The organism is Treponema sp. (assembly GCF_045657965.1).
GTDB lineage: Bacteria > Spirochaetota > Spirochaetia > Treponematales > Treponemataceae > Treponema_D.
On record NZ_JAZOUG010000048.1, the window covers coordinates 1 to 15,503 of the forward strand.

Consider the following 15,503-nt stretch of genomic DNA (forward strand, 5'->3'; position numbering starts at 1 on the left):
CAATGGAACTGTTTTTCCGGCTTGATGTTGAAAACCGCCCGCACCAGATTTGGGATAGCGAAAACGGAAAAAGTGCGGTTACAGAATGGCAGATTCTTGGAGTGGAACGCTATCACGCACCAGACGGAAGCATACGGAACGCAACAAGAGTTCTTTTTATGCCGCATACAGGAAGAACCCACCAGCTCAGGCTTGCCAGCAGCGACAGTCACGGCTTTGGCACACCGATTATCGGCGATACTCTCTACGGAAAATGCGATGAGGGAGAGCGGCTTATGCTTCACGCACAGAAAATCACATTTACGCACCCTGTAACGGGAGAAAAAATGACGATTGAATGCAGGGCGGAGTTTTAAGTTTTAACCTTTCAATTTTCCGTTTTCTTAATCTCGCTTACAAAAAGGCCTGCTATCGTAAGAACAGCACCAACGGCCCCCATTACAGAAATTTTTTCTCCCAAAGCAAAGAAAGCGAAAACGATTGTAACGACCGGAATCAGATAAATGCCTGCGGTAGCACGCACGGTTCCAAGTTTTTCGCAGGCAAGATTCCATGCAGCAAAACAGAAAGCGCTCGCACCCAGCCCTAAAAAGCACAGGTTGAGCCAGTTTAAAGGATTTGAAAAACGCTGAAGGTTGACGGCAGAATCAAATGTGAATCCTGTAAAAAATCCGATTGGAATCATAAAAACAATCGCCCAGAAGAAAATCCGCCTTGTTACCTGAATTGAGTCAAGTTTGAAGGCATTGATTTTTGAAACACACAGCGAATATATGCCCCACCAGATGGCGGCGGCAAGGGCTAAAAAATCACCTTTTGGATTAAGGTGAAGCTCAACAACTCCGTTAAAGCTTACAAGAGCCACACCAAAAATTGCCAGAAGAAAACCAATATTGAAAAACATTGTCAGATGGCGTTCTTTAAGGAAAATCTGCAGAAAAATTGCCGTAAAAATCGGACAGATTGAAACGATGATACTAACATTTGAAGCTGAAGTGTAGGAAATCGCAAGATTTTCCATAAACTGATATGCCGTAACCCCTGAAAGGCCTGCGAGCATGAAATAAAGTTCCTGTTTTTTTTCAGAAAGATGAAGAAGCCGGGGGCGCATAACCCACAATCCCGCATAGGCAAGCAGAAACCTGAACACAAGAATTTCGTAAGAAGAAAACGAGTTAAGAAGATACTTCGTTGAAACGAAGGTGATTCCCCAGATAAAGACAGAAATCGAAGCGAGAAAAATCCCTAAAACCGGAATATTTTTTTTCATAAAAGGATTTTATCAGAAAGAAGAAGAATTGAAAACATTGCGTTTTTCCGCTATTCTTTACGATATGAAAGAACTCGAACTTAAATACGGATGTAATCCAAACCAGAAACCTGCAAAGGTTTACGTAGATGAAGGCGATCTCCCAATCGAAGTTTTGAACGGAAGACCTGGATATATTAACCTGCTCGATGCCCTTAACGGCTGGCAGCTTGTAAAAGAACTCAAAGAAGCTACAGGATTGCCTGCAGCCACCAGCTTCAAACATGTAAGCCCTGCCGGAGCTGCAGTCGGAAAGCCTTTGAGCGACACTCTCAAAACAATCTACTTCACAGACGGAATCGAACTTACACCAATGGCAGCAGCTTATGCCCGTGCACGCGGAGCTGACCGAATGAGCTCTTTCGGTGACTTTATTTCTTTGAGCGACGAATGTGACGAAGCAACCGCCCTTCTTATCAAAAAAGAAGTTTCAGACGGAATCATCGCTCCTTCATATTCTGCAAAAGCTCTTGAAATCCTCAAGGCAAAAAAGAACGGAAACTACTGTGTAATCAAAATTGATCCGAACTATGTTCCGCCTGCAACAGAAGTAAAACAGGTTTTCGGCGTAAAATTCGAACAGGGACACAACTTCCTTAAAATCGACGAAAGCTGTCTTTCAAACATCGTAACCAAAAACAAAACTTTGAGCGAAGATGACAAACACAACCTCATTATCGCGCTCATCACCCTCAAATACACTCAGTCAAACTCAGTCTGCTATGTAAAAGACGGTCAGGCAATCGGTATCGGAGCAGGCCAGCAGTCCAGAGTTCACTGTACACGCCTTGCAGGTCAGAAAGCCGACAACTGGTGGCTCAGACAGTCGCCTAAAGTTTTGGGCTTGCAGTTCGTTGACGGAATCAAGCGTGCAGACAGAGACAACGCAATCGACGTTTACATCGGTGAAGAATACGAAGACGTTCTTGCAGAAGGCAAATGGCAGAACATTTTCAAAGTAAAGCCGGAAGTTTTCACACGCGAAGAAAAGAAAGAATGGCTTTCTAAAAACACAAATGTTGCAGTCGGAAGCGACGCATTCTTCCCGTTCGGAGACAACATCGAGCGCGCAAGAAAGAGCGGCGTTACAGTCGTAGCTCAGCCGGGCGGCAGCGTGCGTGACGATCAGGTAATTGAAACCGCTGACAAGTACAACATGGTAATGTGCTTCAACGGAATCAGACTTTTCCATCATTAGTATTACTGGATAAACAAAAAAACGGTCTCCCGTCGTAAACCTGCCATAAAACTCGCCTCGCAAGTTTTTTACGCTCCCTAGGTTGAAGCCCTTCGGGACGCTTCGCCCTTCAAAGCGAGTTTTTGTCAGAACCCCGACTCCGACCGTTTTTTTTGTTTTTTCTGGATTATTATGATGAAAATGTCTGTAACCTCATCATAAAGAAATATTTGCTTAATTATGAAAAATCTTTCTTCCTTTGAATACCTTTTTTTTGACCTTGACGGAACTCTCACGGAAAGCGCTCCGGGAATTATGAACTCTGCACGGTACGCTCTTTCTTACTACGGAATTACCGATGTGCCGGATTCAGCTTTGCGCAAATTTATAGGCCCGCCGCTTATGGAGTCATTTAAAGATTTGTTCGGTTTTTCAGAAGAGAAAGCACGCGAAGCTATGAAAAAATACCGCGAATATTTTGCAGACAAAGGCCTTTTTGAAAATTCTGTTTATGAAGGAATTCCTGAAACCCTTGAAAAATTAAAATCTTCAGGAAAGCACTTATATGTTGCTACAAGTAAGCCTGAAATCTACATGAAGCAGATTCTTGATAAATTTGACCTTACACAATATTTTGACTTTGCAGGCGGCTCTGACGTTGAAGAAACTCGGAGCGAAAAAGCAATGGTAATCGAATATGTAATCCGGGAAAACAAACTTGAAAGAGAACTGCAAAACGGAAAAATCTTGATGATTGGCGACCGCAAGCACGACATCATCGGGGCTCACAAAAACAATATCCCATGCTGTGCATGTCTCTGGGGCTATGGAAACAGGGAAGAATTCAGCGAATTCAAAGCCGACTTTGTAATTAAAAAAAGCAGTGAATTATTGTAAGGGAATTGAAATCCTGCTTTTCTTGCAGTGTTTTTTGCAATTCAATAATACTTAAACAATAATTTCTATCGGACTTCTCCCGGTGACATCTGATACTTCTGCTTGAAGAGCCGCTCCAGATGTGTGGAATCAGAAAATCCAGTCTGCTCGGCGATTCGTTCTACAGGAAGGTCGGTATCTTTTAAAAGGGAACGGGCAATGCGAAGACGAAGGTCAATCACATATTTAATTGCGGTCATTCCTGTTTTTTCTTTAAAAAGTTTATTCAAATCGGTGCGGTTTGTTCCAAATTCAGAACACAAATTTTCCAAAGTAATTTTCTGGTCATAAGAACGGGCAATGTAATCTAATATAGGTTTAAAGTCTGAACCTGCCGCAAAAAAAGTTACCTCTTTGTTTGCATTCTGCTTGAGTTCAAAAAGCTGGGCATTAAAAAATAAAATTTCCGTCAAAAAAGACCGGGTTTTGCATGGCCACCAGCCTGAATTCTGTTCACAAAGTTCAAAATGGGCTTTTTCCATTAAGCCATTAATATGCCTTGCATCTTCGGGATTTATATAACGGAAATAATTAAGTTCTCGGCTGTTTATGTGAGTTTTTAAAAGCATTCGATTTTCGATTACTTCACTTTCGGCATCTGTCCCTTTCTGGAGGATGTTTTCAAAGTTTAATTTTTTATTTAAAAATTTAGGATTAAAAAGGAATTCACGGCATTTTATCTGTAATTGTTCTTCGGCTGGAATCTTTAACAAGTCTTTTTCGTTTAAGCACATAACGGCAGGAGTAATAACCTGAACAAAGACTTCATTTATCTGTGCAGTAAATTTTCCTTCTGTAAAAAGAATGATTCTAAATCTGTCGCTTACATTTTCTTCGAGAGCTTTTGCAAAGATTTCCTGTGATACAAAAACAGGTTCTACACGAGGTTTTGAAGAATGAAGTGCAGTTGTAGAATATTCCATATACTTTTTCCACTTTCTAATTATAACACAAAACCTGCAGTCAGGTAAGGAGGAGAGGAAAGAGCTGATTAACACTTAAAGCGATTAATCCTCACTTCCCGACAAATTGCCTCAACTCTTTGAGTTGCGGACAATTTGCAATATTATAGTAAACCCTGACTGCAGGTGAAGTTTTTATTTGTTGAATCTTCTCAAGAAAGCTTCCACTGCTTTCCAGCTTGCTTCATTTCCTTCGGTTGCTTCATAAAGGGCCTGTGAGCCGTGCTTAGAGTCAGTTTCAGGAACAAAGTATGTTTTATCTTTATTTTCGATTGCATCAAAAATCGGCTGGGCATCTTTACGTTCAGACGGACGTGAAGTTACAAATACAGGAACTTTGACATCTTTAGCTTCTGTGCTAATCCAGTTTGCTTCTTTTCCAAGGTCAGCAAAATATTCGCCGGGAGAGAAAGCAAGATAGGCTGCGATTTTGTCTGAGTTTGATTTTACAAGAGTGAATCCAAGGCTTGAAGAATATGAAGAGCCCCAGAGAATGATTTTTTTGCTTGAAAGTTTTGAAGCATATTCGATTGCAGACTGAATGTCCTGAACTGCATCAAGATATGTAGTTCCCAGCCCCTTAGCTTCTGCGGCAAGTTTTGTTGCATTGTCTACATTGTTCTTAGTTTTTCCAGAACGCTGGTCGATTGCAATTGCATTAAAGCCTAAGAGATTGAGTTTTGGAGCAATTTCAAGGTACTCGCCGCGAGACCAGTTTGCACGGTGGCAGAGAAGAATAAGTGGAGCGTCTTTAGAGTATGCCATATATAAATCAGCAGTAACAGGAAGCCCGTCTTTTGAAGGGAATGTAACAGTCTGAGGTGTCTCAACTTTTTTAGGTACGACTTTTCCTGTTGAAGTGCAAGAAACGAACATTGTGCAGGCAAGAACTGCTGCAGAAAAAACATTTAATTTTTTCATTTTATCTCCTTGTAAGCTGCGGATTTATTTGATTAAGCCTTTCCACTAGCCTACGAAAAGATAATCTCATATTTAAAAGGCAAAAAAAATTGCAGAATTGCAAAAGAAATCGGCAAATCTGCAATAAACGAGTTTTTTTATGTCAAAAATTTAATTTTTCACTGGTGGAATTCATAGCCTGAATAGCTGAAACGTTTGAAAAGTTTGTTGTCTTCGTTGTATTCGAAACTCAGACTTTCAAAAAGAATTGTTGTTTCAGGCTCAGGGGTGTACCAGATTGGGACCGTTGTGTCAGCCGGCTCCTTTTTTTTGGCGAGGGAGAGGATAAAATCTGTGGCATCGAAGGTGCCCCGTTCGGTCTGGATTTTGACAGCCGGCAGTTCGTTGGCGTATTCACTGTATTTGTTTTCTACCCAACCGCCTGAACTTTCTGAGGCGGAAATCTTAACCATTCTGCTGAAGGAGGCAATGTCATATGCGGTGTTTTCGTCTTTAACCCGGTGTTTATATGTGATGATTGTCGAATCCTCTTTTTCTTTTTTAATTCCAAAAAGGTCCTGAAAGGAAAGAAGCTTTGCATTTTCCCCTTCTTTTTTGATTTTTTCCATCATCCATTGGGGATCAGGAATTTCAGATGTTCCGGTGATGTAGCGGTAAGCGCTGTAGAGAGAGGCCCGGTCATCATCTTCGATGATCTGCTCGATTTTTTCTCTGTCGTATTCTGAAAGAGCATCTTTTTCCTTATTGAACATCTCGTATTTTTCAAGCACGTTCATCATACGGCCGTACTGGCTTTTGTATGCCATGTCGATGAGATTACAGGGAGAAAGAGTGTCCAGGAGGATAAAAAAGGCTAGAAGAAGGAGGGAATATTTAGTGAATTTTCCTTTTTTTATGAACGTAAGTGCGATGGTGAGAACCGAAAAAATAATAAAAAGCAGGCTGGAATAGCGGTAGCCCGTAAAACCGTAAGCATTCACCCGGATAAAGAAGGCGGGAATCTGTACGCAGATAAGGGGAATGAAAGCAAAGGCTCCAAAACGGTAGAAAAAGCGCACCGCAGGAAGATTTTCAAATTCCCGGAGAATAAAATACGAGAGGATGAAAAAGCAAGAAGCAAAAGAAACAAACCAGTTGATTTGTCCGTTGGGAAGAGTTAGCAGTACGAGGGCTTTTATAAGATAAGCGTAGAGAATGAGAAGAAGAACGGTAAAAACCGGAAGGAAAATATAGAACATGATGATTTTAAAAGCTTTGCCGGATGATTCTTCACTGCGCTTATAAAAAAGATGGTATGAAAAAGAATTAACAGCAATTACAAAAAAACTGAAGGCTGCACAGGCATCATAGATACAGGATTCATCTGTATTCAAGATGAGATTCTGCACGGCGTAAACGAGAAGGCACATACCGCCGCAAAGTATGGTGGACAGTAACGAACAGAAGAAAAAATGCTTAAAAACCAGGGCAAAATAAGTCTTAGAATCGGATTTTGGAATAAAAAGAAAGATAGAGACAGCGACCACAGCAAAAACAATTCCAAAATAGTAAAGAGGGCCGTAAATGTCTCCGTCGCGGGTAAATCCTTCCCGGGCAAAATAGCCTATAATGGTTCCCGCAGTTCCTGAAAGAATCTGTAGTGTGTATTTTTTTACCGGGAAAGGGGCAAAACGCTCTGAAAGAAGCACTGCAGGAATGGAGAACACGGTTCCCAGGGAAAAGGCAAGGCAGAGGGATAAAAGCTTTTCCAGGCTGATAGTTTTATGGAAGAACTCCGGCAGGGCTTTGTTCACATCATAAATCTGGAGGGTATAAAAAAGAAAAGCCACCAGAGAAAAAGCAAAAATGACTTTCTTTTGTGAAAGATAGACTAAAATTTCTGAAAGGGCAGATTTAATTCGATTAAACAGTTTTTCCATAACAAAAGTATAACACGGAATTTTGGCCGGGGAAAGTGGACAAGGGATTGGACTGGCGGCGAAAGCCGTTCCGGAGCATAGCGGAGGAATGGAGCCGAAAGGCGGAACCAGGGAAAGCGCGGTTTTTGCGTAAGCAAAAATGGCCCCTATAACTAGAAATCCAGTTACAAAGGCCATTCTTTAATTTTTCAGTTTTTAACTTACAGTTTTCGGTTTACTTGTAAATTGGTCTTACTTTGATAACGCCGTCGATTGCAGAAAGAGAAGCAAGAGCTGCTTCATCAACTTTTCCGTCAACATCGATGAGAGCGTAAGCAAGGTCGTTCTTGTTCTGGTCAACCATGCCTGCAATGTTAAGTTTTGCGTTTCCAAGAACTGTTGTAAACTGCGCAATCATATTAGGAACATTTTTGTGAGCAATGCAAAGTCGGGTTCCGCCGGCAGGAGTTTCGTTGTTCAGGAAAGTCTTCGGGAAGTTTACTGAATTTCGGATTTCACCTGATTCAAGGAAGTCTCGAAGCTCTTTTACTGCCATAACGGCACAATTGTCTTCTGCTTCTGGAGTAGAAGCTCCAAGGTGTGGAAGACAGATAACTTTGTCGCATTTCAAAAGCTCTTCATCAGCAAAGTCAGTAATGAGGGCGGCGACTTTTCCAGAAGCGATTGCAGCCAAAACATCAGCGTTGTTTACAAGACCACCGCGGGCAAAGTTTACGATGCGCACTCCGTCCTTCATAGTTTTAATTGAAGAAGCGTTAATCATTCCCTTTGTGTCATTTGTCTGTGGAACGTGAACTGTGATGTAGTCAGATTTTGTGTATACGCCTTCGAGGGTGTCAGAAATTTTTACGTTGCGATCGAGAGAAAGGGCTGCTTTTACAGAAAGGAACGGGTCGTAGCCGATTACGTTCATTCCCAAAGCGATTGCAGTATTTGCAACCATAGCACCAATTGCACCAAGACCGATTACGCCCAAAGTTTTTCCTTTAAGTTCAGGTCCTACAAACTGGCTTTTGCCCTTTTCTGCCAAAGCAGGGATTTCGTCTCCCTTCCCTGCCAAGTCAGCTACCCATTTATTTGCGGCAACAGCTGGTCGGCTTGAAAGCAAAAGACCGAGGATTACAAGTTCTTTTACAGCGTTTGCATTTGCACCTGGTGTGTTAAATACAACAACACCTTTTGCAGCTAGTTCTTCGCAAGGAATGTTATTTACACCGGCACCTGCCCGGGCAACTGCCTTAACTGAATCACTTAAGTCCATTCCATGCATCTCAGCCGAGCGCACAAGAATTGCGTCCGGGTTATTGATGTCAGTTGCAATCTCGTAAGAGTCACGGGGAAAGTTTTCAAGGCCAATGGCACTGATTTTATTTAACGTCTGAATTTTGTACATAATTTTCTCCATTTTTCCGACGCAGATGCCCACAGATGAACACAGATTATGTATTTCCTAGAAGAAAAACTTTCCTGTTTCACAGGCGATTTTCGTTTAGGATATAAACCATAACCCATACTCTATCTGCGTGTATCAGCATTTATCCGCGTCTAATTATTTGTTAGCCTCAGCAAATTTCTTCATGAACTCAACCAAAGCCTTAACGCCGTCTAAGGTCATGGCGTTGTAGATTGAAGCGCGCATACCGCCGACTAAGCGGTGACCCTTAAGGTTAATGAGGCCTGCAGCTTCTGCTTCTTTTACGAACTTAGAGTTGATTTCTTTTTCTTTTGCAAGAGCAGCTTTTTCTTCAGCACTCTGTTCAGCTTCGTCTTTTTTTGCTGCGGCTGCTGTAACTGCTGTTGAGTATTTTGTAAGGAAAGGAACGTTCATGAGAGAGCGGCTTCCTTTTTCTGCAGTTGCGTGGTAGAAATCAGAACTGTCAAGGAAGTTATAAAGATAGTCAGCTTTTTCAACGTTGAGTTTGTTGATTCCTTTAGCCCCTCCGTTCTTTTCGATCCAGTGAAGAACCTTGTCGAGAACGTAGATAGTGTAGCATGGAGGTGTGTTGTACATGCTTCCGTTGTCTGCGTGAGTTTTATAAGCGAGCATTGTCGGTGTGCCAGGGAGGCAGTTTTCAGGTTCCGGAATAAGGTCTTCGCGGATGATTACGAGAGTAACACCGGCTGGAGCGAGGTTTTTCTGAGCACCTGCAAAAAGAAGGCCGAATTTTGAAACGTCGAGTTCTTCACTCAAAACACATGAAGAAATATCTGCAACGAGCGGAATGTCTCCGCAGTCAGGGATGTATTCATAATGAGTTCCCATGATTGTGTTATTAAAACAGATGTAAGCGTAGTCATAGTCGCCGGTGATTTTTTCAACTTTCGGGATATAAGAATAGTTTTTGTCTTTTGAAGAAGCGATTACATCAACAGCAACGCCGAGTTTTTTAGCTTCTGCGGCAGCTTTTTTAGCCCATACGCCAGTTTCGATGTAAGCAGCTTTCTTGTTTTTAATTCCGAGGTTCTGTGCAACCATAGCAAACTGAGTTGAACCGCCTCCCTGAACAAAAAGAACCTTGTAGTTTTCAGGAACTTTCATAAGTCTGCGGATCATAGCTTCAGCATCTTCGATGATAGGTTCATAGTACTTTGAGCGGTGGCTCATTTCCATTACCGACTGACCTGTTCCCTGATAATCGAGCATTTCTGCTGCACATTCTTTTAATACTTCTTCCGGCAAGCATGAAGGACCGGCACTAAAGTTGTAGACTCTAGCCATATTTTGCACCTCTTTATTTAAAGTGAAATCTTTCACAGAATTGATGATAAGATTTTAAAGTTTTGCAGGAACAAGGTCAACGAAAGAGATAAATTTTCAGCATTTTACTGTGAAATAATTCACATTAATCAGCCAACATACCTGTAAGTATAAAAGATGTGTTTACATTTTCCACACGGACACTTTTATTAAGATTTAAGATTACATTCGTATAATTTACGATTCCTTTTATGCCGTAAGAAACCAGTCTTTCTGCCATAAACTGGGCTTTTTCGTCCGGAACTGCAAGAACGGCATATTCAATTTTAAGCGAGTGTATTTTTGACTCTAAATCTAGAGTTGGAAACAACGGAATCGTTGATTTCATTATCTCGATTTTATTCATATTGATATCAAATCCTGCCGCAAGCTCAAAAGGACTGCCTACAAAAATCGAATTTTCCAGAAGCGCTTCACCAAGTTTTCCAAGCCCCACTATGCAGCACCTGTGCTTTTCAGCAGATTCTTCACTGATTTTAAGGCACTCACAAATCGCATCATGCAGAACGTTGACATCATAGCCGTTACTTACACCGTTGTGCAGTTCAAGAAGAGAAATATCCCGCCTGATTGTCGCCTCACCCCAGCCGGTCAGCGATGCAATCTCAACCGAAGTGATTTTTTTATGTTCTGACTGATTCAAAATCTGGGAAAGAAGATGCGAAAGTGTTACAAGCCTTTTTTTTGACGGTGCAGAAAATTTCTTCATAACTTTGTTATACCACAAATCTGCCTGAAATGCATAAAAATTTAAAGACAACCCTTATAATTAGAGATTTTTGAGATTTTATTCTGTTTCACCATGCTAACAAATAACTTAATTGTACAAATTTAGCCTTGAACATTCTTATTCCGACATATTAGAGTATTCTAAGTTTATGCTAAGAAATCCCTTATTTTTCAAAATAGTAAATTTTCAGTTCTTTTCGGGCTGAAAAATATAAAAAGTCATACATCAAAAAGGGGGATTGTATGAAAAAAAGTTTATTGAAAGGATTCGGAGCCTTCGCACTGAGTGCAGCTTTGATTCTTTCGGGTTGTTCAGATCTTTCAGACATTAACTCATCTGAAATCCTGGACGAAGTTACGGCTGTTTCTGCTGAACGTGCTGCTTCTACAGCATCAGGTCTTTCAACAGGAACAATTTCTTCAAACACAACTTACGGTGATTTTACACTTCTTGCTACTTCAAGCAAAACCGTAAAGGTTGTCTCTTCTTCTGCCTCTTACGGCGGAACGAGTTATTCAAAAGCATGGGACCTCGGCGGTGGTGCTGACGGTGTTGCTGCTACTTACAGAGCTTTTAAAGTTTCACTTTCTTCAGGTGATACTGTAAAGGCTGTCGTAAACGCAAATGCTGCACGCACGCTTCAGTTCTCAAACGGAAGCAAAGTAGTTGCTTCTGCTGACGTAGGAACTTCTGCAAGCCAGTTCTCTTACACAGCGACAAGCTCTGGTACTTACTACCTGTATTCAAAATCAAGCGCAATGCGCGTATTCTCTGTTGAAAAGACAAGCGGTTCTTCATCAAGCGGATCAAGTTCTTCAGGCTCTTCATCAAGCGGAAGTTCTTCTTCAACTTCAGGCTCTGCAATTTCATTCAAGCCGACAAGCCTTTCTGCAGGTTCTGTAACTTCAAACACAACTTATGGTTCATTTCAGGTTCTCGCTTCTTCTGATAAACCTGTTCAGATTGTTAACAGTTCTTTGACTTACAATTCAAACAACTACACAAAGGCTCTCGACCTTAAGGGCGGTTTTTCAGGAACAAAACCTACATACCGTGCAGTTAAATTTGACGCTGCTTCAGGTGCTACAATTTCTGTAGTTGCAACAGCAGGTGCAGCAAGAACACTTCAGCTTTCTGACGGTTCATCTGTTCTCAAATCAGTTTCTGTAGGAACAAGTGCAACTCTCTTAAGCTACACAACTACAAAAGCAGGAACTTACTACGTTTACTCTTCTGGAAGCGCAATCAGCATTTATGAAATCTATGTTTCTGCTGCTGGCTCTTCTTCAAGCTCAAGCGGAAGCTCATCAAGCGGTTCAAGCTCTTCAGGAAGTTCTTCATCAGGTTCATCTTCAAGTTCTTCTGGTTCAGGACTTTCTAACACTGGTTCAACAACTCAGAGTGGTGTAGGTACACGTTCACGCCTTACAGAAATTACAAACAAATCTCAGATTAAGAGCTACATTTACTGTACTTCTGCTTCTGAAATCACATCTGCCCTCAACTCAGTTGCAGGCGGAGCTGCTGTTGTAATCAAGGCTGGTACATACAAGTTCTCTTCACCAATCACAATTTCTTCTTCAAACAACGGTTCATCTTCTGCAATGAAGTATGTAATGGCAGAACCAGGTTCAGCTAACAAAGTAATCTTTGACTTCTCAGGCGAATCTCTTTCTGACTCTAACCGCGGTATCCAGATTTTCGGTGACTACTGGCACTTCTACGGAATCAACGTAACAGGTGCTGGTGACAACGGTATGTATATCGGCGGGAACAACAACATTGTTGAACTCTGTGTATTCTATGCTAACCGAGACTCAGGTCTCCAGATTGCACGCGAAAAGTCTTCTATGTCTTCAATGAGCGACTGGCCTGCAAACAACCTGATTCTTAACTGTACAGCATACGACAACGCTGACCCTGCAACAGGTGAAAACGCTGACGGCTTTGCATGTAAACTTACAGCTGGAAACGGAAACGTATTTGACGGATGTATTGCTTACTGTAACTGTGATGACGGATGGGACCTCTATGCCAAGGAAGCAACAGGTTCAATCGGTGTTGTAACAATTAAAAACTGTGTTGCTTACAATAACGGACGCCTCACAACAAACTCAAGCTATGCAAACGGCGATATGAACGGATTCAAGCTTGGCGGTTCAAACGGAAAAGTTCCTACAGCTCACGTTGTAACAAACTGTCTCGCAGTTGGAAACGGACACGACGGATTTACAGACAACGGAAACGGAGGAGCCCTCAATGTTTCTTACTGTACTTCTTACGGAAACGCAAAAGTAAACTTCAACTTCTACCGCACAAACAAGGGTAAGTTTGACCACATGCTTACTCTCGCTCCAAAGAGCAGCGACAAGTACGGTACAAGCGATGTTGCTTCAACAATTTCTAATTCCGTTTATTTCACAAACAGCAAGTACTTCTATATTTCAGCAGCTAGCTCAATTACAAACGGACAGAAAGACTTCAGTACAACAATTTCTGCACCATCTACTTCTGCAACAAGCCTTGCATGTAACTCTTCTGTACATACAAGCTACAGAAACTCAGACGGTACAATCAAACTTTCTGGTTACACAAACAGCTCTTACTCTGGACACAAGTTCGGATCACAAGCTGCAACAATTAAGGGAATTTCTCTTAAATAAGGTGTAACAGTCATTGCCGCACTCAGGCGAAAATGTCTGGGTGCGGCTTTTTTTTTCTTAGTATTTTCTTATCTTATTCTAAGAATATTATAATTATCTCCATTTTCTCCACTTTAAAGTGCGGAAATTTCCAAATTTCACTTTGAACATTCTTATTCCGTTGTATGATACTGCTACTATCATAAAGTGGAGGATTTTATGAAAAAAAGTTTAAGAATGGTTTCCATTCTCGGTTCACTCACGCTTGCTGCGTGTCTGCCGTTTGCCGGCTGCAGTGACATCGCAAATATTGATACCACTGACAGTTCTTCCGAGTCAAGTGTTTCTTCTGCTATAAGCCGTTCTGCCACATACGCTGCATCTACCAGTGGCATTTCAGGCTCAATCAGTTCTGCAACTCCAACAGGAAGCGGCCTTACCGGCGTAAAAGCGCAGGGCTGGCTCAACAGTGCCTATATCGTCTGGACAGGCTCTTCTTCAAGCTACACGGTTACTTGTGATGGCACGGAAGTCAGTTCTTATCTCACCCGCAAAATCGGCTCTCAGTGGCGTTGTGATATTCCTGGTCTTGCTGCAGGAAGTCATACGCTCAAAGTCACATGCGGCTCTTCTTATCTCACCGCAACGGTAACTGTTGCTTCTCACGACCGCACAGGTTTCGGCTTTTACGGCGACACTGTTCCAGGTGCTTACAAAGCTGACGGTACATTAAAAGACAATGCAGTCGTTCTTTACATTAATGAATCAACAAAAGATTCTGTTACTCTTGATGTAACAACGTCTTCAAAAGGTACTACAACAACATATACCGGCTTACAGAACATTCTCACCGGATTCAAAAAAGGCTATGATACTCGCCCGCTCTGTGTTCGCCTCATCGGAAAAGTCACAGATTTCGAAACGATGGATAACGGCGACATTATGATTTCTGGTTCAGGTTCATCAAAACTGCTTTCTAACGGTCTTACAATCGAAGGTATCGGTTCAGATGCAACTGCTTACGGCTGGGGTATCCGAATCAAAAACTCTCAGTATGTAGAAATTGCAAACATCGGCTTTATGATGGTTGATTCTGACGAAGGCGACAATGTTTCACTTCAGCAGAGTAACCAGAATATCTGGGTTCACAACTGTGATATGTTCTACGGAGCAGCTGGAAGCGATGCCGACCAGAAAAAAGGTGACGGTGCTCTCGACTGCAAAAAATCAACTTACGTTACATTCTCTTACAACCACTTCTGGGATTCAGGAAAATGTAATCTTCTGGGCTTAAGTGAAGGCACAACAGACGGTCTTTACATTACTTATCACCATAACTGGTATGATCATTCAGACAGCCGCCACCCGCGCTGCCGCTACTATTCTGCTCACGTTTACAACAACTACTACGACGGAAACGCAAAATATGGTGCTGGTGCATGTTTGGGTTCATCTGTCTTTATGGATTCAAACTACTTCCGTAACTGTAAATATCCGATGCTCACCTCAATGCAGGGAAGCGATTTGTATGCAAGCGGAACAACACGTTCTACAGATAATGCTACATTCTCTAAAGAAAACGGCGGTTCAATCAAAGCTTACAACAATACTATGACAGGAACTTACACATTCATTCCTTATGGTGCAAGTTCATACACTGTTTCAGGTTCAACAGCAACAGCCTCTGGTCAGGGAATTACAACAACAAGCGACTTCGATGCTTATGTTGTTTCAAGTGCAGGTACAACTGTTCCAAGTTCGGTAACTTCGTACGCAGGTTCAAACACATACAATAACTTTGATACTTCAAGCATCATGTATTCTTACACAGCTGATTCTCCTTCAACTGCTGTAACAAACGTTAAAAAATATGCAGGGCGAATCGAGGGCGGTGATTTTACTTACACATTCTCTGATTCAGCAGATACAAGCTACGATGTAGATACAACCCTTCAGGCTGCTCTTATAAGCTACACTGGAGCAACAACTGCATACAATGAAAGCTCTTCAAGCTCATCAGAATCAAGTGAATCATCAAGTTCCAGCTCTGAATCTTCAGGCTCTTCTGAATCAAGCTCAAGTTCTGAAAGCTCTTCTTCAAGTTCAGAAAGTTCATCAGGCTCTTCTTCTGGAAGCTCATCTTCTTCAA

The 15,503-nt window shown here is 41.8% G+C and carries 12 protein-coding genes; 5 read left to right on the forward strand and 7 right to left on the reverse strand.

The window, feature by feature from the left end; genetic code table 11:
- Positions 1-356, forward strand: a 356-nt coding sequence (locus tag ACKI5B_RS01760) for an RluA family pseudouridine synthase (RefSeq protein ID WP_486401659.1), incomplete at its 5' end; no start/stop codon positions are given.
- Positions 357-367: 11 nt separating this feature from the next.
- Here ACKI5B_RS01760 and ACKI5B_RS01765 read toward each other — a convergent pair.
- Positions 368-1,270, reverse strand: a complete 903-nt coding sequence (locus ACKI5B_RS01765) for a DMT family transporter (protein WP_407425234.1) — start codon at positions 1,268-1,270, stop codon at positions 368-370.
- A 64-nt stretch (positions 1,271-1,334) separates the two neighbouring features.
- Between ACKI5B_RS01765 and ACKI5B_RS01770 the strand changes: the two genes are divergently transcribed.
- Together ACKI5B_RS01770 and ACKI5B_RS01775 are read left to right on the forward strand one after the other, a co-directional pair.
- Positions 1,335-2,507, forward strand: a complete 1,173-nt coding sequence (locus ACKI5B_RS01770; RefSeq protein WP_407425235.1) for a phosphoribosylaminoimidazolecarboxamide formyltransferase — start codon at positions 1,335-1,337, stop codon at positions 2,505-2,507.
- A gap of 219 nt (positions 2,508-2,726) precedes the next feature.
- The gene (locus ACKI5B_RS01775; RefSeq protein ID WP_407425236.1) at positions 2,727-3,383 is read left to right on the forward strand and encodes an HAD family hydrolase; all 657 of its coding nucleotides are present in this window, start codon (positions 2,727-2,729) and stop codon (positions 3,381-3,383) included.
- Between the two features lie 65 nt (positions 3,384-3,448).
- On the opposite strand, the gene ACKI5B_RS01780 is transcribed toward ACKI5B_RS01775, so the two are convergent.
- The 6 genes from ACKI5B_RS01780 to ACKI5B_RS01805 all read right to left on the reverse strand — a co-directional run bounded on the left by ACKI5B_RS01780 (position 3,449) and on the right by ACKI5B_RS01805 (position 10,691).
- The gene (locus tag ACKI5B_RS01780; RefSeq protein WP_407425237.1) at positions 3,449-4,345 is read right to left on the reverse strand and encodes a helix-turn-helix domain-containing protein; all 897 of its coding nucleotides are present in this window, start codon (positions 4,343-4,345) and stop codon (positions 3,449-3,451) included.
- Between the two features lie 174 nt (positions 4,346-4,519).
- Entirely contained in the window at positions 4,520-5,305 is a 786-nt protein-coding gene (locus ACKI5B_RS01785; protein WP_407425238.1) for an alpha/beta hydrolase, read from the reverse strand.
- 158 nt (positions 5,306-5,463) lie between these two features.
- Entirely contained in the window at positions 5,464-7,224 is a 1,761-nt protein-coding gene (locus ACKI5B_RS01790; RefSeq protein WP_407425239.1) for a DUF4153 domain-containing protein, read from the reverse strand.
- 214 nt (positions 7,225-7,438) lie between these two features.
- Positions 7,439-8,617: a phosphoglycerate dehydrogenase gene (locus ACKI5B_RS01795; protein ID WP_407425240.1), complete on the reverse strand. Its 1,179-nt coding sequence runs from the start codon at positions 8,615-8,617 to the stop codon at positions 7,439-7,441.
- Positions 8,618-8,773: 156 nt separating this feature from the next.
- A complete protein-coding gene (serC, locus tag ACKI5B_RS01800) occupies positions 8,774-9,943 on the reverse strand; it encodes a 3-phosphoserine/phosphohydroxythreonine transaminase (RefSeq protein WP_407425241.1) in 1,170 nt (389 codons plus the stop codon).
- Between the two features lie 124 nt (positions 9,944-10,067).
- Entirely contained in the window at positions 10,068-10,691 is a 624-nt protein-coding gene (locus tag ACKI5B_RS01805) for a redox-sensing transcriptional repressor Rex (RefSeq protein WP_407425242.1), read from the reverse strand.
- 263 nt (positions 10,692-10,954) lie between these two features.
- Here ACKI5B_RS01805 and ACKI5B_RS01810 point away from each other — a divergent pair, with 263 nt between their 5' ends.
- Both ACKI5B_RS01810 and ACKI5B_RS01815 read left to right on the forward strand, forming a co-directional pair.
- Positions 10,955-13,375 (forward strand): right-handed parallel beta-helix repeat-containing protein, encoded by a 2,421-nt coding sequence (locus ACKI5B_RS01810; RefSeq protein WP_407425243.1) that lies wholly within the window; start codon positions 10,955-10,957, stop codon positions 13,373-13,375.
- 198 nt (positions 13,376-13,573) lie between these two features.
- A partial coding sequence (locus ACKI5B_RS01815; protein WP_407425244.1) for a pectate lyase family protein occupies positions 13,574-15,503 on the forward strand: 1,930 nt, incomplete at its 3' end.